Origin of the sequence: Pseudomonas sp. ICMP 3272 (assembly GCF_001466905.1) — a bacterium.
In the GTDB taxonomy this organism is placed as follows: Bacteria; Pseudomonadota; Gammaproteobacteria; order Pseudomonadales; family Pseudomonadaceae; genus Aquipseudomonas; species Aquipseudomonas amygdali.
Genome location: NZ_LKEK01000049.1, coordinates 18,638 through 44,226, shown reverse-complemented (window position 1 = coordinate 44,226; position 25,589 = coordinate 18,638). Strand labels below are relative to the sequence as shown.

At 58.1% G+C, this 25,589-nt stretch carries 20 protein-coding genes; 8 read left to right on the top strand and 12 right to left on the bottom strand.

Features of this window, described 5'->3' with window-relative positions; genetic code table 11:
* Positions 1-37: 37 nt before the first annotated feature.
* Together AO068_RS12150 and gloB are read right to left on the bottom strand one after the other, a co-directional pair.
* Positions 38-1,636 (bottom strand): LysM peptidoglycan-binding domain-containing protein, encoded by a 1,599-nt coding sequence (locus AO068_RS12150; protein WP_058408475.1) that lies wholly within the window; start codon positions 1,634-1,636, stop codon positions 38-40.
* 99 nt (positions 1,637-1,735) lie between these two features.
* Complete coding sequence (gloB, locus tag AO068_RS12145) at positions 1,736-2,515, bottom strand: hydroxyacylglutathione hydrolase (protein WP_058401928.1); 780 nt, start codon at positions 2,513-2,515, stop codon at positions 1,736-1,738.
* An 81-nt stretch (positions 2,516-2,596) separates the two neighbouring features.
* Between gloB and AO068_RS12140 the strand changes: the two genes are divergently transcribed.
* Positions 2,597-3,358, top strand: a complete 762-nt coding sequence (locus tag AO068_RS12140; protein WP_058401929.1) for a methyltransferase domain-containing protein — start codon at positions 2,597-2,599, stop codon at positions 3,356-3,358.
* A gap of 46 nt (positions 3,359-3,404) precedes the next feature.
* On the top strand, positions 3,405-3,854 hold the full coding sequence (gene rnhA, locus AO068_RS12135; RefSeq protein ID WP_058401930.1) for a ribonuclease HI: 450 nt from the start codon (positions 3,405-3,407) through the stop codon (positions 3,852-3,854).
* 21 nt (positions 3,855-3,875) lie between these two features.
* Here the strand turns inward: rnhA and AO068_RS12130 are convergent, their stop codons facing one another.
* Together AO068_RS12130 and epsC are read right to left on the bottom strand one after the other, a co-directional pair.
* Complete coding sequence (locus AO068_RS12130) at positions 3,876-4,826, bottom strand: VOC family protein (protein WP_058401931.1); 951 nt, start codon at positions 4,824-4,826, stop codon at positions 3,876-3,878.
* 15 nt (positions 4,827-4,841) lie between these two features.
* Entirely contained in the window at positions 4,842-5,606 is a 765-nt protein-coding gene (gene epsC / locus AO068_RS12125) for a serine O-acetyltransferase EpsC (protein ID WP_005782269.1), read from the bottom strand.
* Positions 5,607-5,866: 260 nt separating this feature from the next.
* On the opposite strand from epsC, the gene dnaQ reads away from it, so the two are divergent.
* Positions 5,867-6,646: a DNA polymerase III subunit epsilon gene (gene dnaQ / locus AO068_RS12120; RefSeq protein ID WP_002552751.1), complete on the top strand. Its 780-nt coding sequence runs from the start codon at positions 5,867-5,869 to the stop codon at positions 6,644-6,646.
* Between the two features lie 21 nt (positions 6,647-6,667).
* Complete coding sequence (locus AO068_RS12115) at positions 6,668-7,222, top strand: GNAT family N-acetyltransferase (RefSeq protein WP_002552752.1); 555 nt, start codon at positions 6,668-6,670, stop codon at positions 7,220-7,222.
* Between the two features lie 46 nt (positions 7,223-7,268).
* On the opposite strand, the gene AO068_RS12110 is transcribed toward AO068_RS12115, so the two are convergent.
* Positions 7,269-7,484, bottom strand: a complete 216-nt coding sequence (locus tag AO068_RS12110; RefSeq protein WP_005743892.1) for a hypothetical protein — start codon at positions 7,482-7,484, stop codon at positions 7,269-7,271.
* Positions 7,485-7,695: 211 nt separating this feature from the next.
* Here AO068_RS12110 and AO068_RS12105 point away from each other — a divergent pair, with 211 nt between their 5' ends.
* Both AO068_RS12105 and AO068_RS12100 read left to right on the top strand, forming a co-directional pair.
* Positions 7,696-8,265 carry an NADPH-dependent FMN reductase gene (locus tag AO068_RS12105; protein WP_004660698.1) on the top strand — a complete coding sequence of 190 codons (570 nt, stop codon included), beginning with the start codon at positions 7,696-7,698 and terminating at the stop codon, positions 8,263-8,265.
* Between the two features lie 137 nt (positions 8,266-8,402).
* On the top strand, positions 8,403-13,628 hold the full coding sequence (locus AO068_RS12100) for a dermonecrotic toxin domain-containing protein (RefSeq protein WP_058408474.1): 5,226 nt from the start codon (positions 8,403-8,405) through the stop codon (positions 13,626-13,628).
* 43 nt (positions 13,629-13,671) lie between these two features.
* On the opposite strand, the gene AO068_RS12095 is transcribed toward AO068_RS12100, so the two are convergent.
* Together AO068_RS12095 and AO068_RS12090 are read right to left on the bottom strand one after the other, a co-directional pair.
* Entirely contained in the window at positions 13,672-14,823 is a 1,152-nt protein-coding gene (locus tag AO068_RS12095) for an acyl-CoA dehydrogenase family protein (protein ID WP_004664374.1), read from the bottom strand.
* Between the two features lie 3 nt (positions 14,824-14,826).
* Positions 14,827-15,924 (bottom strand): enoyl-CoA hydratase/isomerase family protein, encoded by a 1,098-nt coding sequence (locus tag AO068_RS12090; RefSeq protein WP_058401935.1) that lies wholly within the window; start codon positions 15,922-15,924, stop codon positions 14,827-14,829.
* Between the two features lie 278 nt (positions 15,925-16,202).
* On the opposite strand from AO068_RS12090, the gene AO068_RS12085 reads away from it, so the two are divergent.
* Both AO068_RS12085 and AO068_RS12080 read left to right on the top strand, forming a co-directional pair.
* Positions 16,203-17,882: an MFS transporter gene (locus tag AO068_RS12085; protein WP_058408473.1), complete on the top strand. Its 1,680-nt coding sequence runs from the start codon at positions 16,203-16,205 to the stop codon at positions 17,880-17,882.
* Positions 17,879-19,036, top strand: a complete 1,158-nt coding sequence (locus AO068_RS12080; RefSeq protein WP_058408472.1) for an HlyD family secretion protein — start codon at positions 17,879-17,881, stop codon at positions 19,034-19,036. The genes AO068_RS12085 and AO068_RS12080 overlap by 4 nt, the downstream gene beginning before the upstream one ends.
* A 109-nt stretch (positions 19,037-19,145) precedes the next feature.
* Here AO068_RS12080 and AO068_RS12075 read toward each other — a convergent pair whose 3' ends face one another.
* From AO068_RS12075 to AO068_RS12055, 5 genes are all read right to left on the bottom strand, one after another.
* Positions 19,146-20,762, bottom strand: a complete 1,617-nt coding sequence (locus AO068_RS12075) for an inorganic phosphate transporter (protein ID WP_005733138.1) — start codon at positions 20,760-20,762, stop codon at positions 19,146-19,148.
* A 116-nt stretch (positions 20,763-20,878) separates the two neighbouring features.
* On the bottom strand, positions 20,879-21,898 hold the full coding sequence (locus AO068_RS12070) for a transporter (protein ID WP_002552763.1): 1,020 nt from the start codon (positions 21,896-21,898) through the stop codon (positions 20,879-20,881).
* Positions 21,899-22,068: 170 nt separating this feature from the next.
* Complete coding sequence (locus AO068_RS12065) at positions 22,069-22,890, bottom strand: aldo/keto reductase (RefSeq protein ID WP_058408471.1); 822 nt, start codon at positions 22,888-22,890, stop codon at positions 22,069-22,071.
* A 103-nt stretch (positions 22,891-22,993) separates the two neighbouring features.
* The gene (locus AO068_RS12060) at positions 22,994-24,625 is read right to left on the bottom strand and encodes a methyl-accepting chemotaxis protein (protein WP_080394892.1); all 1,632 of its coding nucleotides are present in this window, start codon (positions 24,623-24,625) and stop codon (positions 22,994-22,996) included.
* A gap of 355 nt (positions 24,626-24,980) precedes the next feature.
* On the bottom strand, positions 24,981-25,589 hold the full coding sequence (locus AO068_RS12055; RefSeq protein ID WP_058401939.1) for a TetR/AcrR family transcriptional regulator: 609 nt from the start codon (positions 25,587-25,589) through the stop codon (positions 24,981-24,983).

Genomic DNA, 25,589 nt, shown 5'->3' with positions numbered 1-25,589 from the left:
CGCCCCAGGGTTATCGAAGGGCGAGTGGCCGCAGTCATCAATGCGGCAGGTAAACGGTCAGGGTCTGGCCGGGTTTGAGGGCCTGCCCGCTACGTGGATTCCAGCGCTTGAGATGTTGCATCTCGACATTGAAGCGCTTGGCGACCAGGTACATCGAGTCGCCTTTCTGGATCTTGTACTGCATGGATTTCTTTTCGCCATCTTTGGCGCTGGCGACCGCTTTGCTGCTGGATTTACTGCCGGTTTTGCTGGTGTCCTGCATGACCAGCGCCTGCCCGACCTTGAGCTTTTTGCCGGTCAGCTTGTTCCAGCGTTGCAGGTCTTCGACATCAACCTTGTTGGCTTGCGCGATGGTGGTCAGGTTGTCGCCGCTTTTGACCTTGTAGGTGCGGGTGCGGGCAGGCTTGTCATTGTTGGCCAGCGCTTCGAATACCGGTTGTGACGTCTGGACTCCCGGTTTGACCGGAATGCTCAGCGACTGGCCGATCTTCAGCCGGTTGCCTGCCAGCTTGTTATTGCTCTTGAGCGAGCTGACCGTCACCTGATAGCGACTCGCCAGGCTTTCCAGAGTATCGCCCTTGCGTACGCGGTAAGGCTGCCAGGCAACCAGTTCTTCCTGTTTCATGGTCAGCAGGCTGGCAGTCAGCAGTTGCGCCTTGGACGTCGGCACCAGCAGATGCTGAGGCCCATCGACCGTCAGGCGCTTCTTGTAGGCAGGGTTGAGCTGGATAAGCTCGTCTTCGTCAATATCGGCAGCGCTGGCGACTTTGGACAGATCGACGCGCTTGTTGAGTTCGACGACTTCGAAATAGGGCTGGTTGGCGATCGGATTGAGGTTGACGCCATAGGCTTCCGGCGACAGTACCACCTGGGACAAGGCCAGCAGCTTGGGCACATAGTCACGGGTTTCCTGCGGAAGTGGCAGGTTCCAGTAGTCGGTCGGCAGGTTGAGCTTGTCATTGCGCTCGATGGCACGGCTCACTGTGCCTTCGCCCGCGTTGTAGGCCGCGAGGGCCAGCAACCAGTCACCATTGAACATGTCATGCAGACGGGTCAGGTAATCCAGTGCGGCAACGGTCGAAGCCTGGATATCGCGACGTCCGTCGTAAAAACTGGTCTGGCGCAGGTTGAAGTAACGCCCGGTAGAAGGGATGAACTGCCACAGGCCTACAGCCTGGCTGCGTGAAACGGCCATCGGGTTGTAGGCACTTTCGATGACCGGCAGCAGGGCCAGCTCCAGCGGCATGTTGCGTTCTTCAAGGCGCTCGACGATGTAATGCATGTACAGGCTGCCACGCTCGCCAGCGTTTTCCAGAAAGGAAGGGTTGTTGGCGAACCACAGGCGCTGCTGATCGATACGGGGGTTCTGATCGTTGCCTTGTTGCAGTTGAAAGCCCTGACGCATGCGCTCCCACACATCTTGTGGCGGGGCGAGGGGAGTAGTGGGCTTGTGAGACAGGAAAATCGGTTTTTGCTTGATGCCGGCGGCCAGATTAGGCGTGCGATGGCTGCTGACCGGGTCGACGCTGGCAGTGCTCTGGCAACCGGCCAGAAGCGCACTCGCGGTGACAGCCATGGCCTGAGCCAACCGAGTTAATGCGTCCGAATGTGAAGGCTTGCTGATAGATGACGACATTGTTCGGGGGGTACATCCAGACGAAAATGTCGGGCGATTCTAGGAAGCAGCCTGCCGTCGGTCAACCTTTCAGAATTTTATTGCGGTTTTATGGTCGGGTCAGAACTTATCTTTCCATGCCCTCAAGCTGGCAAAGACCGCACTCTGCGAGGTGTTTTGCCCGCCGCTCCGTTCGTCCGCTTTTTCTTTAACAGATGTTTCCCGGGTTCGCAGGAACGGGTTGGTGCGTTTTTCCAAGGCCAGGTTTGAAGGAAGGCTGATGCGATTTTCGTTGCGCCAGCGGGTGACTTCGGCGAGGCGTTGGGCAATATCCTGATTATCTGGCTCGACGGCCTGGGCGAAGCGCAGATTACTCAGCGTGTATTCGTGGGCGCAATAAATCAGCGTGCTGTCCGGCAGTTTGGCCAGACGGTCGAGGGAGTCATGCATCTGCTCTGGCGTACCCTCGAACAGGCGCCCACAGCCTGCAGCGAACAGTGTGTCGCCGCTGAACAGCAAGGGCGTTGTAGCGTCTTCATGATAGAAGGCGATATGACCGAGCGTATGACCGGGAACTGCATGCACCACAAACTCAAGGCCAAGCACTGTCAGTCGGTCATGGTCGACCAGTGCGATATCGCGTGCCGGAATAGTCTCAGCCGCAGGGCCGAGTACGCGTGCCCGGGTCGCCTGCTTGAGTTCCGCCACGCCGCCGACATGATCATTATGGTGGTGGGTGATGAGAATATCGGTCAGCCGGTAGTCCGGATGCTCCGCCAGCCAGCCCAGCACCGGTTTCGCGTCGCCAGGATCGACCACGGCGCATTGCTGGCTCGAAAGGTCTTGTAACAACCATATGTAGTTGTCATTGAAAGCAGGAAGGGCGTGGATCTGTATCATGGCGCAGTTCGCATAGCGGCGGACAATGGTGCATCTTAGAGTCTGTTGCCGCTGTACGCGAGCACCTCTGGAGGAGAACTCATGACCGATGAAGCGTTCGCTCAGGCTGATCCTGAGTGGCTTGCATTGATCCGCGCTGCCCGTGAATGGCTTTCGGGGCCGCTGGGGCAGCTTCTGCTCGAAGAGGAACGGCGTATTCTCGACGAAGAACTGGGGCGGTATTTCGGCGGCTATCTGGTGCATTACGGCCCGTCGGCGCAAGCACCGCCGGTTGCCCCGCAGGTGCAGCGCAATGTGCGGCTCGGCGCACCGTTGCCGGGCGTCGAGATTGTCTGCGAAGAGCAGGCCTGGCCACTGAGCGAGCACGCGGCGGATGTCGTGGTACTGCAACACGGCCTGGATTTCTGCCTCTCGCCCCACGGGCTGCTGCGCGAAGCGGCCAGCAGTGTTCGGCCGGGCGGGCACTTGCTGATTATCGGCATCAACCCCTGGAGCGCCTGGGGTATGCGCCACGTATTCGCTCGGGATGCGCTGCGCAAGGCGCGCTGCATCTCATCCTCGCGGGTCGCCGACTGGCTGAACCTGCTGGGCTTCGCGCTGGAGAAACGGCGCTTCGGATGCTATCGTCCGCCCCTTGCTTCAGCGGCATGGCAGTCACGCCTTTCTGGGCTCGAAAGCCTCGGCGAGGGACGTCAGAGCCCCGGTGGCGGCTTCTATCTTCTGGTGGCGCGCAAACTGGTGGTAGGCCTGAGGCCTGTACGTCAGGTACGCCGCGACCCTATCGGCAAGCTGATTCCCATGCCGATGGCCAAGGTCAGTCGCAACACTCAGGATCATTCCTGAGCAATGCCATGCTGCACACGAAGCCCATCATTCTGGAAAGGTCGTAATGAGCGATAGCGTTGAACTCTTCACCGACGGTGCCTGCAAGGGCAATCCTGGCCCGGGCGGGTGGGGCGCCCTGCTGGTGTGCAAGGGTGTCGAAAAAGAGCTATGGGGTGGCGAAGCCAATACCACCAACAACCGCATGGAGCTGACGGGTGCCATTCGCGGGCTCGAAGAGCTCAAGCGTCCTTGCGAAGTGACGCTGGTGACCGACTCTCAGTACGTGATGAAAGGCATTACCGAGTGGATGGTCAACTGGAAGAAACGCGGCTGGAAAACCGCGGCCAAGGAGCCGGTCAAAAATGCCGATCTGTGGCAGCTTCTGGATGAACAGGTCAACCGGCATACCGTGAAATGGCAGTGGGTACGAGGCCATATCGGCCATCCCGGCAACGAGCGTGCCGACCAGCTCGCCAACCGTGGCGTTGACGAAGTGCGTGGCATAAAGAGCTGATAGTCGTCAGTCGACGTTCAATCAAAGACTCTGTACGAAATCGAGAATGACATTGCCTGCCGCGTGCGGTGCCACGAGCACGCGGCCCGGTATGTCACGATACGGTGTTTCATGACCCTGTATTTCATGGCCCTGTATTTCATGACCCCGTATTTCATGATAAGCCACGTCATTACGCGCCAGTATCGCGCGTAATGCACTGAGGCTCGTGGTGTGCAGCCGAATGGCAATCGCATGGGGGCGCTCACTGGCAATTGCGGGTAGTTCGACGCCCGGAAATTCCAGGGCAGCTGTCGCCGCGTCTATGGCACGCAATACGCCGCATCGGGTATCAGCCTCCAGCACAGTACCGTTGTATTTCACTGCATCGCCATAGATAGCTCGCCAGCGGGGTTCAAGCCGTTTGGGGTCTGCCAGATAAGTGATTGCCAGAATCCCGTCTGCGCCATTGGGGTGGTTCTGCCAGCCACGCACCCAGATCAGTTCAGGACGATGCTGATGGCAGATAAAGTTGGAGGCGTCCGGGAGTTCCGGGTCGATGAAGAGCGCCAACGAAACAACAGCTTCATCGTCGCGACCATCGGGGAGCGTCATTTTTCGACGAAAATCAATACGGCCCTGGCTTTCAAGCCCTGCAGCCGCCATACGCGCGTGGTCAGCGTCGGCATCTTTACTGTGCAGCGCCACCAGCGAAACGCCTTCCTCGCCTCGGTCGAGGAATTGACCCAACTGACGTCCGAAGCAGAAACCGTTTACCGGGTTGGTGCCGAATTTCGAAGCATCTTCGACGCCGATCAATTCGATGAAGTTACTGGGAAACATCATCAACGAGGTGACGGTTCCCCAAGGGTGGTAGCTGACCGGCGAAGGTGCGAAGCCGATTCTGCGGTAGAGCTCCAGAGCCTCGGCATGATTGCGCACGGTGACAAGAGGATGATCGATACCCTGCGCAAATTGAGCAACGGCTGTCATGGTAATAGCTCTTGATTAGCCTTTGGATTTTGTCGTAAAGGTCGCCAGAAAAGCAGGGGCATTACCCACCACCTTTGCCGGTGTGCCAGCGACGACCGTTCCAGCGCCCACAGCTTTGAGTACGACCGAGTTGGCCGCCACAATGGCATTGGCCCCTACTTCGATGTTCCCCAGAACGGTTGCTCCGGCGCAAATCAGTGCGCCTCTGCGGATTTTCGGGTGTCGGTCGCCTGCTTCGTTGAGAGTGCTGCCCAGCGTGACACCGTGCCAAAGGCTCACTTGATCTTCGACTACAGCGGTTTCCCCGATGACAAGGCCGATGCCGTGGTCGACAAACAAGGATTTGCCGAGCCGCGCCGCCGGGTGAATATCGATGCTCCAGGTGTTGGCCGCCCAGTTCTGTACTAGCACCGCGCTTTGCTCATCGCCCTCAGCCCACAGTGCATGGGCGATGCGGTATGCCTGAACGGCCTGTATGCCACGGAAGGTCAGAAAGGCCGTGAGGTGATCCGGGCAGGCAGGATTGACTGTTTCCAGATGGTTGATATCGGCAGCTGCTGCCTGAGCGATGGACGGCCTGGCCTTTATGATCGCCTTGAACCAGTCTTCCAGCGCCACGTTACTCGCTTGGGCCTGCATCTGTCGGGCAAGGTTCGCAGCGAGCGCATCCTCGAAAGTCGAATAGGCCAGCAGGTGGCTTGTCGCATAATCGCCGAGTACCGGGTTGCGCTCGGTCAGTTGCCGGGCTTGATCGCGAAGGCGCTGCCAAAGAGGGCTCATATCGATCTCCTGTTGCCGATGGGTCGAGTATGGACACGCGGCAGACGCGTCAGCAATCATCGCAAACTCGGAACTCTGTTGCCTTTATCGCAACTCATGGTGCAACTCGGGAGGCGTGCGAGTTCCGGGTAAAATCGCCGAATCCGTTGTATCCCTGCAGCGCCCGCTGACGTTTATCCCTTTCAATTGCGGATGGATCCGACAGGCTCGCAGCTTCCATGGCGTGTTAGAATCGCGGCCTGTAGATGAGGCGACAGTCAATGGCATTGCAAAACCTGGATAACAGATCAATCGTTCTCGATACCGAAACCACCGGTATGCCGGTGACAGATGGTCACCGGATCATCGAGATCGGTTGTGTCGAGTTGATTGGCCGGCGCCTGACCGGTCGGCATTTTCACGTGTACCTGCAACCTGATCGCGAAAGTGACGAAGGCGCGATTGGTGTTCACGGTATCACCAACGAATTTCTGGTCGGCAAGCCCCGGTTTGCCGAAGTCGCCGATGAATTTTTCGAATTCATCAAAGGCGCGCAACTGATCATTCACAACGCAGCGTTCGATGTTGGCTTCATCAACAACGAATTTGCCTTGATGGGTTCGCAGGACAGGGCTGATATCACCCAGCACTGTTCGATCCTCGACACCCTGATGATGGCCCGCGAGCGCCATCCGGGGCAGCGCAACAGTCTGGATGCCCTGTGCAAGCGCTACGGCGTCGACAACTCGGGCCGCGAGCTGCACGGCGCACTGCTCGACTCTGAAATTCTGGCCGACGTCTACCTGGCGATGACCGGCGGGCAGACCAGCCTGTCGCTGGCTGGTAATGCCTCTGACGGCAACGGCTCCGGCGAAGGCTCTGGCAACCGAGGCAGCGAAATCCGCCGTTTGCCTGCCGATCGCAAACCTTGCCGCATCATTCGTGCTTCGGAAAGTGAACTGGCCGAGCATGAAGTCCGTATGAGCACCATTGCCAAGGCATCCGGTGCACCTGCTTTGTGGGTACAAATGCTGGAAGCCGCAGCGCAGACGTCCTCCTGACAGCAACCAGCGAGTGGTGACATGAACCTGGCAAACCCTGCCTTGAGCATTCGGATCGCAGACGAATGCTTCGAGGACTACATTCTCAATAGCGAATTCACGTTTACAGTGCTTGGCTATGCCCAACCGCGTATCGGCGAAAGCGTTGATTCATGGCAGGTTGAGCTGGTCGAGCCGTACAGCAAGAATTATGGTATCGATTCTCAGGAGTTTGCCGATCATCGCGATGCCGCCACGAGTTCGGTGATGGTAGCCTGGCTGGATGACCGCCCGGTTGGCCATATCGTGATGAGCACTCACTGGAGCGGGTTCGCCTACATCGATGAATTGGCGGTAGACGAGTCGGCGCGTCGTCATGGGGTCGCGCGCTCATTGCTCGATGTCGCTCAATTCTGGAGCCGCAAGCGCAATCTGCCCGGCATCGTTCTGGAAACCCAGAACAATAACCTGGGTGCCTGCAGGTTGTATGAGCGTTGTGGATACGTGGTAGGCGGGGTGGATCATATGCGCTATAGAGGCATAGATCCCAACACACGTGAAACGGCGATTTTCTGGTATCTGATCTTTTCTGACTAGCAACTTCCCGCTGGCAGCGGCAGCTCGAGCGGGAGTTCTGCCTGTATTACGACGGTGTACGGGTGATTTTTACGCCTGATTGCACCAGTTGAAAGTCTTCACCGCCCAGATGCTTGACCCGGTCACCAATTGCCAGTCTGTAAGTGATTACCGGCTGCCCGCCCTGCACCTCACCCGGCTGCGATTCCTGGAATTCATGGACCGGGTAGACGCGACCTTCGGCGTCTCTGGCATGAAATTGTCCGACGAGAACTGAAGCCATTTGCTCTGTAACCTCTGAAACTGAATATAACTGCTGGTTTACGAATCCATCGAGGCTAGTAGACCACTGATCCATAGGTGAGTTTGCCGACGGGAAAAAAATAATCCGAGCGGTTCTGGCGCGTCGGGGAATTGACCAGAGCAATGGTCGTCTAAACGCGGCTGTTGTTGTATACCTGATCTTCCCTATTAATCAGATGACGGATATTTTCATGAGCCAGGTTCATACCATTGCCGTATTGGTCGGCAGTCTGCGAAAAGACTCCATCAACCGAAAAATTGCGCTTGCCCTCGCGGAGCTGGCACCTGCCAGCCTTAAACTTAATATCGTCGAAATTGGCGATTTGCCTCTGTATAACGAAGACATTGATGGCGCTTCTCCGCCGCCAGCCTACAGTGCATTTCGCGACCAGTTGGGCGCTGCCGACGGCGTGCTTTTTGTAACACCGGAATACAACCGTTCGGTGCCGGGTGCCCTGAAAAATGCCATTGATGTGGGCTCGCGTCCTTACGGCAAAAGCGCTTTCAGCGGCAAACCCGGCGCGGTCATAAGCGCTTCTCCGGGTGCTGTCGGTGGCTTTGGTGCCAACCATCACCTGCGCCAGTCTCTGGTATTTCTGGACGTGCTGTGCCTTCAGCAGCCTGAGGCATACCTGGGTGGCGCTGGAAGCTTTTTCGATGAAGCGGGCGCACTGTCCGACAAGACACGGCCATTTCTGGAGAAGTTCATCAACGCCTTCGCTGCATGGGTTGAAAAGAACGTCCAGCCTTCCGTTAATTGATGTGAGCGACGTGCGCCTGCGGACCCATTGCTTTATGTAACGCAGGCGCGTCGTGCTACCTCAATAAGCTGTTTCCTTTTCCTCTGCCACGTGCCCCGGCGCAGTGAGCGATGAGGGCTATTCAAAGGAAACAGCACATGCCAACAGTACTTCCCTATTTTTTCAGCGACTCTCTGCGCAGCCGATTCACACAGGACATTCATGACGCAGTCGGCAGCTCGCGCATCAGCAGTGAAGATGGCAAGTGGCTGCAATTATTGGTCGGAGTAAGTGTCGAGCCCAACAGCGATGCACCCCGTCCAAGAGCTGATCGGCTGATCATAGGCGACAATTCGCCCGATAACGCCGAACTTGCGGGTGCCTTGTTAATCAGCGACCCCACGCCAGGTGCCGCGCCAGTCTTTTTGAGTACCCTGACCTTCGGGGTTGAGCGATTCGAGAGCCGCACTTCGCTGCTAATTGCCTTGCAGCAGCGGTTTGGCGACGTCAGCGATATATCGACTATCGAGGCAGAGCGTGTCGAGGGCTCGCTCTTCGAAGCGCGTACGCTGGCGATCATGCGCCAGCAGGCCGGGCATCTGGAACGCCTGTTGGTCCAGTTGCAGAAGCTGCCGGACCTGCGAGCTGCGGCAGGCAAGGCCTTGCAGACGGCGTTAGTGCAGAGAGGCGTCGCAGACAGCGTCGACGTTTTCAGTCAGGTGGTGCAGATTCTGGGCACTGACCCCGGAGCCAATCCGGTGGTGTCATCGGTAGTGGGCACTCAGTATCTGGCTGATGCTGCTGTGCAGGCATTTTCCCTGAACGTTCTTCCGACGGGTCTGATACGGCAATTTCTGGATGCGCGGGGCCTTGTCTTGCCGCAAGCGCAGAGCGAGCTTTTCGAGCTGGCGCTGGCTGACGTGGTTTCGGGAGTCCACGCTGCATACGAGCAATTGCTGTCTGATTACTGGATGTCAAAACGGCAGGACGGCCGTACAGTAAGAGACTTTATTGGTCATGCGCTCGCTGAGTGCTTTCTTCAGCATCTTTTATCGAGCCGGGCACATGGCACGATGACTGAAGCAGAGTATCGCTGTTTGCTCAGCCTGTTACCCTCGCAACCTGGCAATGCACAGTCGATACGCGTTCAACGGTTGTCAGTCACCGTTGCTGGACAGGAGCCTGTCAAGCTGGTGGGCGTGTTCCTGATTGATTTTCCCGCAGAACAGCCGTCGAGTGCGTTTCTCTACTTCTCGCTGTCGGGCTTCTTGCGCTTTGATGATCCGGCTCGTGCAATAGCGCACGTACTGAGCGACCCCTCACGTGCCGAGCTGCTGTTTTATTCATCCTTGAACGATCACCTTGCCATTAAAGAGAAGGGTAAGGTCGAGTCGTATCAGGATGCGTTCGCCAACGTGTTTTTCAGTGAATTCGCTGACTCTGTGATCGCTCTGCAAAAGCGCAATCTGCGTTATGTCCTGGGCCTGCCACCGATCCAATATGAAAAAAATCCGGTTCGGGTTGATGATGCACTGGATATTCGCGGACTCCTGGATGGCCGGCTATCAAACCTCCACGACTCAGGGCGCTGGCGTCCGGAAGTGCTGCCTTTTGGCCAAACCTGGGGGGCCTCGATCCAGGCTAACGTGGGGGAGCATCCGGATCTTGTTTCCGAGCCTTCTTACAACTGGATTGGCAAACTGAAGAAGCTTGATGTGTTGCTTGAGCGCGTTGATGTTCTGCATGCCGGTGTAGAGGGCTGCATGCGCCACGCGCTGAACCGTTATCTGGCTGTAATTGGAGGACCACCTCTGGATGCCCGGGCCCTTTGGATCTTGCCGGCTGCCGTGGATGCGGTGCCTGTGCGGCTGCTTTCTTTGGCGCTTGACCGCGTTTGCGGCTACACGCAGGACCCCCTGTCAGACAGCGTGGTGGTGGCAGGGCTGATAACTCCGGTTCTGAATCGGCCGTTGCAACGTCTGCCGTTGGCATTGCTCGAACAAATACTGGTCTGTGTACAGGAAGAGTTTGCTCGCCGTTTCGAAGAGCAAATCAGCCAATTCTATTCACGTACGGTTCGTCAGCTGGATAGCAGCGAGCGCCCCGGTGTGATATCCGGCCTGGTCCGCGAGTATGCACTGCGCCTGGAATTGCTTGTTGAAAAGCGTACAGGTTTGCTTCCCGAGTCGGTCATCGAGAGCGTTCAGCAATTACTGGACCGGCCACTGCCTGCTCTCAGGGAGGCTCTGGGTGAGTCACGGGTCGATGCGTTCACCGTTTCTGTTCAGTTCGATCCTGAATCACCTGCAATCCAGGTGCCCAACGCATTCGTGATCAATAACAGGCTTGCTCACAGCTCGCCCGCTCTGTGGGTACTGAGCAAGGGACTTGTAAGTTTCGAAACCCTGCAGGCACTGAAAGACTATGTTGCTGCGCGGTTGACAGGTTTCGAACTGGTTTCGCACTTGTCAGGGGTTCTTGCCGAGCCGGACAGGCAGAGGCTGCTTGATCATCGTACCCAGACTGGCACGCTGGATCTCAAGGTAAAACTGCAACGCATTGAAGAGCATTTCATCGAAACGTTACAACGTGGCGAGGTGGAACGTCAGCGAAGCACTGTGGCGTATCTTTATCAGCAGGCCGTGACCTGGCGGGTACCGTCAGAACTTTTCGTCAACCTGCTGGGTGCAGGCGAGCGCGATGACCGAAATCGCCAGGCTCTTGGCTATCTGGGCGTTGCCATCCAGTTCATCATCTACAAAGCCATCGTCCCTTCATGGGTCAGCGAAGCGTCGGGGACTGATCAGATTACGCTGGTGAATGCCCTGCAGCGGTTCTATGTGACCTGTGTCGGCCAGAAAGATTTTTTGTTTGATATACCCAGTCTCTACGACTACTCCTGCGAGCGACTGAAAAGCAGGTTCAACACCGATTTCACCGAGCCTCGCCCTGACCCTGAAAGCGTCCGGGTGACAATGGCGCATTACATTCCCGTCCCGGTCGCACCGGGGCAGACACCCCAGTCGATACCGGCGGCCACACAATCAGTCAGCGAAACCCTTGTGGAATATGCCATCGACCGTTTCCTGTCCAGGCAGGACGGGGTCATCCTTCTCTCATCAGCGGACGATAAGCCACTGAACGCGTCGCTCACTCCGGCTTACGTTCGTGATCTGGTGAGGTCGCTGGACATCGCTGCGGGTTACCGGAGCATGCTCGAGCCGATCCTTGCCGCGACTGCTCCTGATTACCTTAAGCGACGCAAACTGTTCGTCGATCAGATCCCTTCGCTGGATATACTGCGAGCGTTTGCCCTCAGGCTCAAGAATGAGTTGTCCGAGCAAGCTTATACGGTTATCGAAAACGTTCTTGATATGCCTGATGCCATTGCACGCCTTCCCGTCAACGGCTGCAAGATGGTATTCAGCCCCCTGCAGTTGCTCCCTGCCAAGGAAGGCTGGGAGCCGACCCTCGTACTCAATACGTATCTGATGGGGCCGCATGAAAGCCAATCGGGACCGTGGGTGCTTTACGCGCCACTGCACGACGAATTTGTTTTCAAGGAGTACACGGACCAGGCTGCGCTGTTGAGGGACATCCATACCTCTACCTATCTTCAAGCGTACATTCTGGATCGTGTTGATCCCCATTTGCGCAAAGTCTATGACAAAGGTGGCTTCGTGGAGCCGCATCTACCTTTCAGTGCAGAATCCTCTTTTGACGTGCCCTTTGATACTCCTGCACCGGTGACCGTGCAAATCGATCCCTATAACGGTAACTGTCTGCTGCTGATGTTCGAGGGTGCTCTGGATACGCTGAAGTTACAAGTGCAACAGCACAGTGTCACTAATGCCGAACAGCGCCGCGCTGCTTCCCGGTACCTGTTCGCTCTGGGGGCCGAGCAAGTCATGGCACTGATGCCGGGGCGTCTGGGTGCATTGGTTGGTATCATCCAGGGGCAGGCGCTATTGAATCTGTCGGTCATCTCGGCCGGGGGGCAGCACTGGGGCAAGGCCCTGTCGGAGTTCATGGCTGCCTTGAGCGTAATGATCTCTTCCGGTCAGAACTCTTCGGCACTCACATCACGTGCGGTTGACGAGACCAGCACGTTACCAGACGACGCTGCTCTGTCCGACACGCTTTTGCAACTGGAAGATGAGCCCAATGAGTCCGGGTTTTCCTGGAGCAATAGCTCACTGACGCAGCAGATACGAGACCGTCTGCGCGAATTCGAAGCTCATGACATCGCCTTGTACACGCTGCAAAGGGATGAGCTGTTAAGTGTCTACCGCGATCCGGCCACCGGTAGAAAGTATGCAGCCATTGGTGGTAAGACCTATGAATTGCAGGCCGATGAGGACGGTTGGTTCATTATTGCGGGCAAGAAGATTGGCCCCTCGGTCAGTCTTGATGCCGATCAGCAATGGAAACTCGATATTCAGGGCGGGCTAAGAGGTGGCGGTGGTGCGCTTACCCGTATTGAAGGCAGCGTCATTGATGATCTGGTTGACGACCTGATAGTCATCAATGCTCGAGGTATGTCCGAGATTCGACATTCCTATCGAGAAATGGCCCAGGCCATCGAAGATGCATATGCTCAGGCTCAGCACTATCTGGAAAACTGTCTGGCCAACCTGACCAGGCGATTGCCGGACGGAAAGGCAGATCCACGGACGGAAAAGATACTGGCTGATTTTTTTGCTCAGAAGGTCCCGGATGAGCATTTATATAAAGTCACCAAAAAGGCCGTTACCAAGATTTATGAGGAGTTGATGAGCCCTTCGATGTCGCCTATCGACTCCACGCGTTACGTGGTCGGCATTAACCGGGTGGGCAACGAGTCCGCCAGTGCATTTATCTTCGAAGCTGACCCATTAAGGCGGGTTTTTCTGACTGAGCAGTTTTTTCGTTTGCCTACCTACCGTTTCAAGCTCAACGTCATTCGCTCGGGTGAATTCAAGCATGGTCCGCATTATCGCGCCACGATCCTGATTCATGAGTTATCTCACCTGGTGCTCAAGACTGACGACATTGCCTATCTCGAATCTCAGGCGCCGTTTGTTGATTTACTGGATGATGCATCGGAGTATCGACTGCGCATCAGAAACGAGCTGACCTATCAACAGCAGAAGACCCTGTCCTACCACACTGACCGCGACAAACTGTTCAGGCAGCTGGATGAAGACGCGTGGCGCGACTTGAGGCGAACGGACGGTAATGGTAAGCAGACGATTCTGCGGATAGCGGGTAAGAAGACCCTAGATGAGGCTCGAGACGTGTTTTACGACGATGTTCGCAAGCGTATCGACATCACGCTTAAAAACGCCGACTCGGTCGCGTTGCTGGTGACACTGCTTGGGCGGGAGCGATTCACGACGCGCTGACAGCATGCCCCGGCGACAGGCATCGCCGGGGCAGTCGCGTTTATCAGACCAGGTAGTGACGCAGTTCGCGGGCAATCAGCAGACGCTGGATCTCACTGGAGCCTTCGTAGATCTGGGTGATGCGCGCGTCGCGGTAGTACCTTTCGACAGGGTAGTCTTCCAGGTAGCCGTAGCCGCCATGAATCTGGATTGCTTTGGAACACACCCACTCGGCCATTTCCGAAGCGAACAGCTTGGCTTGCGAGGCTTCGGACAGGCACGGCTGCCCGGCGCTGCGCAGGCGTGCGGCATGCAGAATCAATAGCCGCGAGGCATTGATGCGGGTGTGCATATCGGCCAACAGGTTGGCGATGCTCTGGTGCTCGATGATCGGCTTGTCGAACTGCACGCGTTCACGCGCATAGGCCAGCGCGGCCTCAAACGCTGCGCGGGCGATACCCAGCGCCTGCGCCGCGATGCCGATACGGCCACCTTCCAGGTTGGAGAGGGCAATGGACAGCCCCTTGCCGCGCTCACCCAGCAGATTGGCCGCCGGGATACGGCAATTGTTAAGCGTGACGGCGCAGGTGTCGGACGCCCTGATGCCCATCTTGTGTTCGCTGCGGTCAACCACGAAACCGGGGTTTTCGGTGGGTACCAGAAACGCTGACAGGCCCTTTTTACCAAGCTGCGGGTCGGTCACGGCAAACACAATGGCCAGTTGTGCGCGTTTGCCGTTACTGACGAACTGTTTGGCACCATTGATGACCCACTCATCACCTTGCAGCTCGGCACGAGTGCGCAGGTTATGGGCTTCGGAGCCCGCATGCGGTTCGGTCAGGCAAAAGCAGCCTATCGCCCGACCGGTGGCGAGCTTTTCCAGCCAGGTGTGTTTCTGCTCATCAGTCCCGTAATTGAGCACCGGCCCGCAGCCGACTGAGCTGTGTACGCTCATCAGCGTGCCGGTAGCTGCGTCGGCGGCGGAGATCTCCTCAACCGCCAGCGCATAGGCGACGTAGTCGATGTAAGTGCCGCCCCATTGCTCCGGCACCACCATGCCTAAAAGGCCCAGCTCGCCAAGTTTGGCGACCAGTGCATCATCGATCCAGCCAGCCTTTTCCCAGGCCTGGGCGTGCGGAGCGATTTCGTTGCGGGCAAAGTCGCGCGCCATGTCGCGAATCATTACCTGTTCTTCGGTCAATTCAAGGTCGTGCACGACTTAATTCTCCACACCGCTGAAGAAACTCTGCACATGCGCGCTGCTGACGTCCTGCGCGCTGGCGTGTTTCCATTGCGGCTTCTTGTCTTTATCGATTATCAGGGCGCGTATGCCCTCAATCAGGTCGCCGCGCTCGAACCATTGGCGGTCCAGGTGCAGTTCCATGGCAAAGCAGTCCTGTAGTGGCAAGTGACGGCCACGACGGAGCATTTCCAGGGTCACGGCCATCGCCAGCGGCGAGTGACGCTTCATGCGGCCGACGGTATCCAGCGCCCACTCACGGGTGTCGCCGATGACCACCTCCTGCAACTGCTCGAGCATGCTGGGGATATCCGGCAAGCCAAAAAAATGATCAATGGCCGGGCGCAGGGTTTCCAGAGGCGGGTAGGGCAGGCGTTGGGTCGCCAGCTTGGCGAGGGCACCCTGCAGGTCCTTGAGTGGTGTCGATTTCCATTTCAGGTGGTCGAGCATATGGTCGAGGCGCGGCAGCAGTTCGCTGTTCATCGACCAGTTGGCAAGCCCGCAGTACAAGGCATCGGCAGCGCCGATCTGTGACCCGGTCACGCCCAGCCAGGTGCCCAGCTCGCCAGGAAGACGCGACAGGAAATAACTGCCGCCGACATCCGGAAAGTAGCCAATGGCGACTTCCGGCATGCCCAGCCGGCTGCGTTCGGTCACCACGCGCAGGTCTGCGCCCTGGACCAGGCCCATGCCGCCGCCCAGCACCAGACCGTCCATCAGGGCCAGTATCGGTTTGCGGTAACGGTGAATGGTCAGGTCCAGCTCATACTCTTCGGCAAAGAACGTGTAGTGCAGGTCCTGGCCGTTCTGATGGCTTTCGTACAGTGAACGGATATCGCCGCCTGCGCAGAATGCCTTGCTACCTGCGCCGCGCAGAACCACTGCATGAACAGACGGGTCGTCAGCCCAGAGATCAAGCTGCTGGCGAAGTGTGCGGACCATGTCCAGATCGATTGCGTTCAGGCCTTCCGGGCGATTGAGGGTCAGGTGACCCACGTGGTTACGCACCTCGACAACGATCGAATCCCGGCTGGTGGGTTGTCGAACCGGGCGGGCCGATGAAACCTGTGAACTCATTCTGAACTCCTTGTTCGGTTGCGCTTTCTTCTTGTTCGAGTCTTGTTGGAGCGTCGCAGAAGATCCTAGCAGCGCAAATGTGCAAAGCAAAACTGCGTTTAAGCATAGCCTGAAGTTTTACAAAGCCACTATTTAGAGCGTTTGCGGGGGACTGAGCTTTACTGCGCCGGGCTGGCTGAGGTGAATCATTGCCTGGCTGATGAGTATTATGACTGTCATTAGTGTCACAAAAGGGAATTCCTCGGGTGCACCCATGAAAGCCTCCATGACCGTTCTTTATGACCGATAAATATGCCCCGCGCGAGTGGGCCGCCCATGAGCGTCCGACCATGCCCGGCTCGCCTTCGACGCCGCTGCATTCCGATGCGCGGCGCTGGGCATTTGCGCTGGTGGGGGTGATCGTCGCGCTGACTGGCGGGCTCGGCAACGCGCTGGTGGTTGCCAACCTGCCGTATTTGCAGGGTGCGCTGGGTGCGACGTCGCAAGACATCGCCTGGTTGCCCGCTGCGTACATCATGACCAATGTGTCAATGAATCTGCTGCTGGTGAAGTTTCGTCAGCAGTTCGGTTTGCGCGCGTTCACCGAACTGTTTCTGGTGCTTTATGCGCTGGTGACGCTGGCGCACCTGTTCGTCAACGATATTGACTCGGCCATCGCCGTGCGTGCGGCGCACGGCATGGTCGGTGCTGCGCTCAGTACCCTTGGGCTGTACTACATGATTCAGGCGTTTCCGCAGAAGTGGCGGCTCAAGGCGCTGGTACTCGGGCTTGGCACCGCCCAGCTGGCGACGCCGCTGGCCCGGCTGGTGTCCGAAGACTTGTTGCAGATCGCCCAGTGGCGCGGTTTGTACCTGTTTGAACTGGGTATGGCGCTACTCTCGCTGGGTTGCGTACTGCTGCTCAAGCTGCCACCGGGTGATCGTTTCAAGGCGTTCGAAAAACTGGATTTTCTGACCTTCGGCCTGCTGGCCGGCGGCTTTGCGCTGCTCTGTGCGGTTCTCTCACTGGGGCGTATCGAATGGTGGCTGGAAGCGCAGTGGATAGGCCTGGCGTCGGCGGCCTCCATTGTGCTGATCTGCGCCGGACTGGCCATTGAGCATAATCGCAGCAATCCGTTGCTGATCACGCGCTGGCTCGGCAGCGGGGCGATTCTGCGTCTCGGGCTGGCCGTTATCCTGTTTCGCGTGGTGCTGTCCGAGCAGTCAGTGGGCGCGGTAGGTTTTCTTCAGGCGCTGAACATGGGCAGTCAGCAACTGCACACGCTGTATATGGTGATGTTGCTGGGCAGTGTCGCCGGGTTGGCGGTCAGTGCGCTGACCATCAACCCCGCGCACCTGATCAAGCCGTTGCTGATTTCTCTGGCGATGATGGCCGTCGGTGCCTGGATGGACAGCCATTCGACCAATCTGACCCGTCAGTCGAACATGTACCTCAGTCAATTCCTGCTGGCGTTCGGCGGTACGTTTTTTCTCGGTCCGACGCTGGTGCTGGGGATCAGCGGGGTACTGGCCAACCCGCGCAACATGGTGAGTTTTTCGGTGTTGTTCGGGATCACACAAAACATTGGCGGCCTGATCGGGTCTGCTGCACTGGGCACTTTCCAGATCGTGCGCGAGAAGTTTCACTCCAGTCATATCGTTGAACACCTGACCCTGATTGACCCGCTGGTTCAGGCGCGATTGCAGAGCTACAGCGCCAGTTACAGTTCGGTTATTGCCGACCCGGCGCTGCGCAACACTCAAGGCATGCGCGCAATGGCTACGGCTGCGACCCGAGAAGCCAACGTGCTGGCCTATAACGATGTGTTCATGCTGATCGCCCTGATTGCCGTGCTGACCATGATCTGGATTTCAGCCCGGGTCCTGTGGCTGAAAATGACCACTCAACCTTTGGCGCTGGCGCCTGTAGCACCTGCCGCTTCGCCCTCCGTATCCAATTCCGGCGTTAAATCTTCATGAACGAATCCACGACCTCAGATACAGAAACAACCCGCAGCGCGCCGCCACCGGCACCGTTGACGTCCCCGGTGACCAGCAAGCCGCGCTCGACCCGCAAGCGAGTCGTGTCTTCGGTGATCTTCGCTGCCGTCGCGCTGATCGGGGTAATGGTTGTGCTGTATGCCTGGCAACTGCCGCCGTTTGCCAGCCCGATAGAGAGCACCGAGAACGCCCAGGTAAAGGGCCAGACCACGCTGATCGGGCCGCAGTTGAGCGGGTATGTGTACGAAGTGCCGGTTCAGGATTTCCAGTTCGTCAAGGCCGGCGACTTGCTGGTGCGCCTGGATGACCGTATTTATCGCCAGCGCCTGGATCAGGCCATTGCGCAACTGGCGGTACAGAAAGCCTCGCTGGCCAATAACCTGCAACAGCGACGCAGTGCCGAAGCGACCATTGGCCAGCGCCAGGCTGAACTGCAGAACAGCATCGCCCAGAGCCGCAAGAGCGCTGCCGATCTGCGTCGCAATCAGGCACTGGTGACCGATGGCTCGGTATCGAAAAGCGAGCTTGATGTGACCCGTGCTGCCGATGCGCAGGCAAACGCTGCGGTTGCTGAAGCCAAGGCGGTATTGCAGATCGCCCGCGAGGACCTGCAAACGGTGATCGTCAACCGTGGCTCGCTGGAAGCTTCAGTGGCCAATGCGCAGGCAGCCATCGAGCTGGCGCGCATCGACCTGGACAACACTCGCATTGTCGCCCCGCGTGACGGGCAGTTGGGGCAGATCGGCGTGCGCCTTGGTGCCTACGTCAACTCGGGCGCACAATTGATGGCGCTGGTACCCGAGCAGCGCTGGATCGTGGCCAACATGAAAGAGACCCAGATGGCCCATGTGCGCCTTGGCCAGCCGGTAAGCTTTACCGTTGATGCTCTGGACGGCCACCAGATGCGCGGCCACGTACAACGAATTTCGCCTGCCGCAGGTTCTGAGTTCAGTCTGCTGCCTGCCGATAACGCGACCGGCAACTTCGTGAAGATTTCCCAGCGCATCCCCGTGCGCATCGTGGTCGATGCCGATCAGCCCATGCTTGAGCACCTGCGGCCTGGGATGTCGGTGGTGGTGAGCATCGACACCAGCGTAGAGGGTGATCAACCACCGGATCCTGAGGCACGATAATCGCAACTATCGTGCGACGCTCCGCGTCGCATGCCTTTCTGGACGCTCCGCGTCCTCTTTGCGACCTGCATCAAGACTTGATGGCAGCAGGCACCGCTCGCCGAAGACCTCAAAACAGTTTGCTGAACACCCAGTACAGCGAACCCGAAAGCAGGATGGCAGCCGGCAGGGTCAATACCCAGGCGGTGGCCAGATTGCGCAAGGTGCGCATTTGCAGACCTGAACCGTTGGCGACCATCGAACCCGCGACCCCGGACGACAGCACATGGGTGGTCGAAACTGGCAGCCCGTACATGTCCGCCGCGCCGATGGTGAACATCGCCACGACTTCTGCCGACGCGCCTTGTGCGTAGGTCATGTGCGTCTTGCCTATGCGCTCACCTACGGTCACGACGATGCGTTTCCAGCCGACCATCGTGCCCAGCCCCAGGGCAATAGCGACCACAATCTTGACCCAGGTCGGAATAAAACGCGTCGCACTGTCGATCTGCCCTTTGAACGCATCGAGCTTGGTCTGGGTATCGGCGTCGAAATTGCCTACCTTGTTCTTATCCATCACCCGGATGGTTTCCGAGGTCAGGTACATGTCGTTACGCACGTTGGTCACCGCTTCGGCAGGCACCTTCGAGAGCGAGCCGTAACTGGCGACCTGATTGCCGATCTTGCCGGTCATGACCGCCAGCGCAGGGATCAGGTCGGGGCCTGCCTGTTTGCTGACCAGATAATCCGACAGGGTCTGGCGCGAGTCAGCCGGGGCAGGCAGGGGAGCACTGCGCATCAGTGCCTGTTGGGTGACCTCTGCCACTGCGCCGAACTGAGTGGCCTGATCGGCCGGCATGGTGCGGTTGAGCGCATAGGCCATCGGCAGGGTACCGACCAGAATCAGCATGATCAGCCCCATGCCTTTCTGCCCGTCATTGGAGCCATGAGCAAATGATACGCCGGTGCAGGTCACGATCAGCATGGCGCGAATCCACAGCGGTGGCGGTGCGTTGCCTTCCGGTGCCTTGTACAGCGCACGGTTCTTGATGAACATGCGCATGGCCAGCAACAGCAAGGCGGCACAGCCGAAACCCACCAGCGGCGACAGCAACAGCGAGTAGCCTATTTTGGTCGCCTGAGACCAGTCCACGCCACTGGTGCCGTCCCGTCCGTGCATCAGGGCGTTGGCGATGCCGACACCGATGATCGAGCCGATCAGCGTATGCGACGAGGACGCTGGCAAGCCCAGCCACCAGGTGCCCAAGTTCCAGATGATCGCCGCGATCAGCAGGGCGAAGATCATGGCAAAGCCTGCCGATGAGCCGGTTTGCAGAATCAGTTCCACTGGCAGCAGCGCGATGATGCCGAACGCCACCGCACCACTGGAGAGCATCACGCCGAGAAAGTTGAAGAACCCCGACCAGACCACCGCAAAGCCCGGTGGCAGGGAGTGGGTATAGATCACGGTGGCGACCGCGTTGGCGGTGTCATGGAAACCGTTGACGAATTCGAACCCCAGTGCAATCAGCAACGCCACGCCCAGCAGCACGAACGGGGTCCAGGTGGTGACCACCGTGCCCATGTCGTCGACATCCTGCTTGAGGCTGTAGCCAGTGAAAAGCAGGCCGGCGATGAGTATCGCGAAGAAGATGACCATGGTCAGTCGACCCGGTTTGCGCCCGAAGTGAGTTGCCGACAGGCCCGCCCGGCCCGTCGCATCGGGAGAAAGTGCGTTTATAGCCATGTTCGCAATCCTGATTGAAAGAATATTGACATGGTCATTGCAAAATGTGACAGAGATGCGACATGCGAGTAATCAGTGGCCTTTTGCGCCAGATTTCTGACAACCGGCAGGCCGGGTCAATAATCGCCACGCTTGCGAAACGCCCAGCGTCCCGCGACCAGCGTAAACGTCGCGACCAGTGCCACCAGAATCCAGAAGCCTTCAGGATCGGATGCCAGTGGCACACCCCCCACGTTCATGCCGAAAAAGCCCGCGACAATGTTGATCGGCAATGCCAGAACCGTTACCACGGTCAGGGTAAACAGGGTTCTGCTGCTCTGTTCGTTGAGGTTGGCGGCAATCTCTTCCTGCAACAGTTTGATGCGCTCGCCCAGTGCCGTGAGGTCGTTGATCACCAGCGAGGACTCTTCGATGGACTGACGTAGCGCCTGGACATCCTGCTCGCGCAGCCATTGCGGAGGCTTGTGCAACAACCGCATCAACGAACCCGGTTCCAGCGCCAGCAGGCGTTGCAGACGTACCAGCACCCGGCGCATGGCGCCGAGTTCGGAGCGATTGTTGCTCAGTCGCTGCGAAAGCAACTGGTCCTCAATGCGGTCGACGTTGACGCTGGTCTTGCGCAGAAACTGGGTCAGCACTTCGCCCTGATCGCTCAGCAGGTGCGCGAGCAGTTCCAGCGGTGAATCAAACTGTTCGCCGCGTTTGACCGCCGAGCGCAACTTGTCTACCGAACGCAGTGGCTGCAGCCGGGCGGTGATCAGCAAGCGCTGGCGGGCGCAGACCCACAAGGTCGAGATGTCGGTCGAGAGCCTGTTGAAATCGAACACCACATCGTTGACTACTGCCAGCAACGTGGCGTCGACGTGCTCGATTCGGGTGGAACGCGAACCCTCGTGCAGGGCCTCGAAAAACTCTTCCGGAAGGTCTAGATGGGTTTTCATCCAGCGCTCGCAGGCTGCGTGCGACAGGTTCAGGTGCAGCCAGATGAAGTCGTTCTCTTCGGGAGGGTTTTGCAGGTAATCCAGCGCGGCGGCCGAACCGATCTCCTGGCCACTTTCAGCGTGGCGAAAACGGAAGCCGTAGAGCAGACCGAAAAGGTCGGAGTCCTGATGGTGGTGAGCAATACTGTGGTTCATGGCTGTCCACGTGCGGCCTGGCCCGGGCAGGGAGGCGAAGGCCGCATGATGACAAGGCGTTATTTCATATTTGTGACAGCTTGTTGCCGGGTGTGTCATCTGCCACATGAAGAGACGGCCGCATTGGCGGCCGTTCAGTCAATCGACAGCTGCTACTGTATCGACACCGGTCAGATCATTGCCAGCGGTACTTTGCGAGTCGGCGCTGGCCAGGCCAGATCAATGTCGGCCAGGTCGCGCTCGGTGAGGCGAATCTGCTCGGCAGCGATATTCAGACGGATATGCTCCGGGTTGGTCGCCTTGGGAATAGCGATCATGTTGTCCTGACGCAGCACCCACGCCAGGGAAATCTGCGCCGGTGTTGCGTCATGGCGTTTGGCGATTTCGTGCAGGGCAGGGTGGTAAAGCAGATCGCCGGCCTGGCCAATCGGGCAGTACGCCATCATCGGTAAGTGGCGGTCTGCGCTCCACAGCATCAGGTCGAACTCGATGCCGCGTTGTTCCGGGTTGTACAACACCTGGTTGGTCGCGCAACGCGGGTTGTTCAGCTCGATCATGTCCGGGACATCAAAGTTGGAAACGCCCCAAGCGCCGATTTTTCCGGATTCCTGCAGGCGTTCGAAGGCTTCGACGGTTTCGGTCAGTGGGTACTGACCCGGCCAGTGCAGCAGATAAAGGTCGATGTAGTCGGTGTTCATCCGGCGCAGGCTTGCTTCGCATGCAGCCGGGATACCGCTACGGCTGGCATTGTGCGGATAGACCTTGCTGACCACGAATACCTTGTCGCGTTGCCCGGCGATGGCTTGCCCGACGATCTCTTCGGCAGCGCCGTCGGCGTACATCTCGGCGGTGTCAATCAGGGTCAGGCCCTGTTCGATACCCAGGCAAAGGCCAGCAATTTCTGCCGAGCGCAGGTGCCCTTTTTCACCCATGTGCCAGGTGCCCTGACCCAGCACTGGTACAGTTCTGCCTGCCAATTCCAGTGTGCGCATATGACCCCCTGCAATAAATAAGCAGCTAAATGAGCGATTGATTAAGCAGGTGTCAGGCAACAAGAGGCGCACTAGGTTCCGTGCACCCCATCGCAATGCAGATTTAAACCCGGAACTGCTTCAGCAGCCCGTTCAGTTCTTCGCTCAAGTCGCGCAGGTGCAGGCTGGCCGAAGTCGATTGTTCAGCGGCCAGTGCGGTGCTTTGGGACAGTTGCGCGGCCTGGGTCACGTTCTGGTTGATGTCGTCCACCACATGCGTCTGCTGCAGAGTCGCGCTGGCAATGGAGGTGTTCAGGCTGTTGAGGTTGCGTAGCGCCTGGCTGATGGACGTCAGGCTCTGGCCTGCCTGATTGGCCTGCTCGATGGTCAGTTGCGAGGAACGGCTGCTGTCGCCGATTACCTTGACTGCCGCGTCGGAATGCTTTTGCAGGCGTTCGATCATGGCCTGGATTTCTGCGGTCGACTTCTGGGTGCGCTGGGCCAGCAGGCGCACTTCATCAGCCACCACGGCAAAGCCGCGGCCCTGTTCGCCGGCGCGCGCCGCTTCGATGGCTGCGTTCAGCGCCAGCAGGTTGGTCTGCTCGGCAATCGAACTGATGACTTCCAGTACGCTGCCGATCTGCGTGCTCTCGCCGGCCAGACTCTGCATTACTTCAACGGCCTGACCGATGGTGGCGGACAGGTGCCCGATCTGGCGCAGGCTGTTATCGATGTTGACCTGACCCTGCTGTGCCTGTGACTCGGCATCACGCATTTCGTTGGCGGCATGCTCGGCGTTCTTGGCCACGTCCTGTACGCCATAGGTCACTTCGTTGACCGCGGTGGCAACCAGGTCCATTTGTTGGGACTGCTGCTCGCTGCGTTTCTGCGCTTGCTCGGCATTGCTGCCCAGATCCGTCGAGGCCTGGCCCAGCGCCACGGCCGAATTCTGCAACTGGCCGACGACATTGCGCAGCTTGGCGACAAAGGCGTTGAAGTGCACGCCCAGCTCGGTGATTTCATCCTTGCCGTGGGTTTCCAGCGTGCGGGTCAGGTCACTTTCGCCACTGGCGATATTGGCCATTGCACCGACTGCCGCTCTCAGCGGTCGCACGATACTGCGCACAATCATGACCAGCAGCAGGATCATGACCAGCACGATGCCTGCGATGAAGATGCCGGCGTTCCATAGCTGTGCCTTGAACTCTGCGGCTACGTCGTCCACATACACGCCCGAGCCCAGAATCCAGCCCCAGGGTTGAAACAATTGCACGTAGGAGGTCTTTTTCACCGGCTCGCTGGCACCCGGTTTGGGCCAACGATAATTCACCATCCCGGCACCCTTGGCTTTGACCAGCGTGACCATTTCGTTGAACACTGCAAAGCCGTCCGGGTCTCTGATGGTCGATATATCCTGGCCTTCGAGCTTGGCGTTGGTGGGGTGCATGATCATCACCGGGCGCAGGTCGTTGATCCAGAAGTAGTCGTTCTGGCTGTAACGCAGGCCCTTTATCTCTTTCAGGGCCTGTTGTTGCGCGGCTTCGCGCGTCATGCTGCCCGCGGCCTCAAGCCCTTGGTAATAGGTGAGTATGCCGCTGGCGGTCTGGACCACATGCATGGTTTTTTCGGCCTTGGCCTGATACAGATCGTTATGGATCTGTCTGAGCAAGGTCGCCGACAAAACAAAAAGCATCAGCACTGAAACCACAAGGATCAGCCACAAACGGCGGCTGATGGAAAAACTGCGCATACTCATGATCGTCATCCCGTGCATTATTTTTTCTTTTTATGGCAACCGAGCCGCGCAGCACGCGATGCAGAGCCTTTTAAGCTTCTCGGCGCATCATGACCAAACATGAGATGACAGTCACATTTTTTTACAGACCTACACGGGTATAGCGAAAGGCTTACACCAACAGACGCGATTGGCTCTATCGACTGACCCGGAGTGAATGTAGGATCCAATTCAACAGCTGCAGCGAAGGAACGCCGCAGCGATCAGGGAAGATCGACCATTGCCAGGAGGCTACTGACAGGATGTCGGAATGGTCATGTTGCAAAACCACCCGCTTCGGCGGGTTTTTTGCGTCTGCAGGAAAGCAGGGTGGGGTTCAGCAATCCGGCTCGCAACCCTTGAGCACCAGCCTGAGAATGGTCCGGGTCGCGGCCTCGTAATCGGCGTCTTCCAGTTTCGCCTTGCCGGTGACGGTTGCGATCTGCCAGTCGAAATCTGCGTAGGTCTGGGTCGCGGCCCAGATGGTGAACATCAGGTGATGGGGGTCGAGCGGGGCGATCTGCCCGCTGTCGATCCAGGCCTGAATGCATTCGATATTGTGCCGCGCCTGCCCATTGAGCTGTTCGATCTGCTCTGACGTAAGGTGCGGAGCGCCATGCATGATCTCGCTGGCGAACACTTTCGAGGCAAAGGGCAGGTCACGGGAAATCTGGATCTTCGAGCGGATATAGCTGCTCAGTACATCGGCCGGTACACCTTGAGGATTGAACGGCGTCGACGCTTGCAGGATGGGCTCGATGATGCTTTCCAGCACCTCGCGATAGAGGTTTTCCTTGGATTTGAAGTAGTAATAGACGTTGGGTTTGGGAACACCGGCCTTGGCCGCGATATCGCTGGTCTTGCTGGCGGCGAAGCCCTTGTCGGCGAATTCCTCGCTGGCAGCGCGCAGGATGAGTTCTTTGTTGCGCTCGCGGATACTGCTCAT

Excerpts from the sequence above, each read along its gene's own strand:
- AO068_RS12150 (WP_058408475.1), bottom strand. The coding sequence starts at position 1,636 with ATGTCGTCATCTATCAGCAAGCCTTCACATTCGGACGCATTAACTCGG.
- gloB (WP_058401928.1), bottom strand. The coding sequence starts at position 2,515 with ATGATACAGATCCACGCCCTTCCTGCTTTCAATGACAACTACATATGG.
- AO068_RS12140 (WP_058401929.1), top strand. The coding sequence starts at position 2,597 with ATGACCGATGAAGCGTTCGCTCAGGCTGATCCTGAGTGGCTTGCATTG.
- rnhA (WP_058401930.1), top strand. The coding sequence starts at position 3,405 with ATGAGCGATAGCGTTGAACTCTTCACCGACGGTGCCTGCAAGGGCAAT.
- AO068_RS12130 (WP_058401931.1), bottom strand. The coding sequence starts at position 4,826 with ATGACAGCCGTTGCTCAATTTGCGCAGGGTATCGATCATCCTCTTGTC.
- epsC (WP_005782269.1), bottom strand. The coding sequence starts at position 5,606 with ATGAGCCCTCTTTGGCAGCGCCTTCGCGATCAAGCCCGGCAACTGACC.
- dnaQ (WP_002552751.1), top strand. The coding sequence starts at position 5,867 with ATGGCATTGCAAAACCTGGATAACAGATCAATCGTTCTCGATACCGAA.
- AO068_RS12115 (WP_002552752.1), top strand. The coding sequence starts at position 6,668 with ATGAACCTGGCAAACCCTGCCTTGAGCATTCGGATCGCAGACGAATGC.
- AO068_RS12110 (WP_005743892.1), bottom strand. The coding sequence starts at position 7,484 with ATGGCTTCAGTTCTCGTCGGACAATTTCATGCCAGAGACGCCGAAGGT.
- AO068_RS12105 (WP_004660698.1), top strand. The coding sequence starts at position 7,696 with ATGAGCCAGGTTCATACCATTGCCGTATTGGTCGGCAGTCTGCGAAAA.
- AO068_RS12100 (WP_058408474.1), top strand. The coding sequence starts at position 8,403 with ATGCCAACAGTACTTCCCTATTTTTTCAGCGACTCTCTGCGCAGCCGA.
- AO068_RS12090 (WP_058401935.1), bottom strand. The coding sequence starts at position 15,924 with ATGAGTTCACAGGTTTCATCGGCCCGCCCGGTTCGACAACCCACCAGC.
- AO068_RS12085 (WP_058408473.1), top strand. The coding sequence starts at position 16,203 with ATGACCGATAAATATGCCCCGCGCGAGTGGGCCGCCCATGAGCGTCCG.
- AO068_RS12080 (WP_058408472.1), top strand. The coding sequence starts at position 17,879 with ATGAACGAATCCACGACCTCAGATACAGAAACAACCCGCAGCGCGCCG.
- AO068_RS12075 (WP_005733138.1), bottom strand. The coding sequence starts at position 20,762 with ATGGCTATAAACGCACTTTCTCCCGATGCGACGGGCCGGGCGGGCCTG.
- AO068_RS12070 (WP_002552763.1), bottom strand. The coding sequence starts at position 21,898 with ATGAACCACAGTATTGCTCACCACCATCAGGACTCCGACCTTTTCGGT.
- AO068_RS12065 (WP_058408471.1), bottom strand. The coding sequence starts at position 22,890 with ATGCGCACACTGGAATTGGCAGGCAGAACTGTACCAGTGCTGGGTCAG.
- AO068_RS12060 (WP_080394892.1), bottom strand. The coding sequence starts at position 24,625 with ATGAGTATGCGCAGTTTTTCCATCAGCCGCCGTTTGTGGCTGATCCTT.
- AO068_RS12055 (WP_058401939.1), bottom strand. The coding sequence starts at position 25,589 with ATGAGCAGTATCCGCGAGCGCAACAAAGAACTCATCCTGCGCGCTGCC.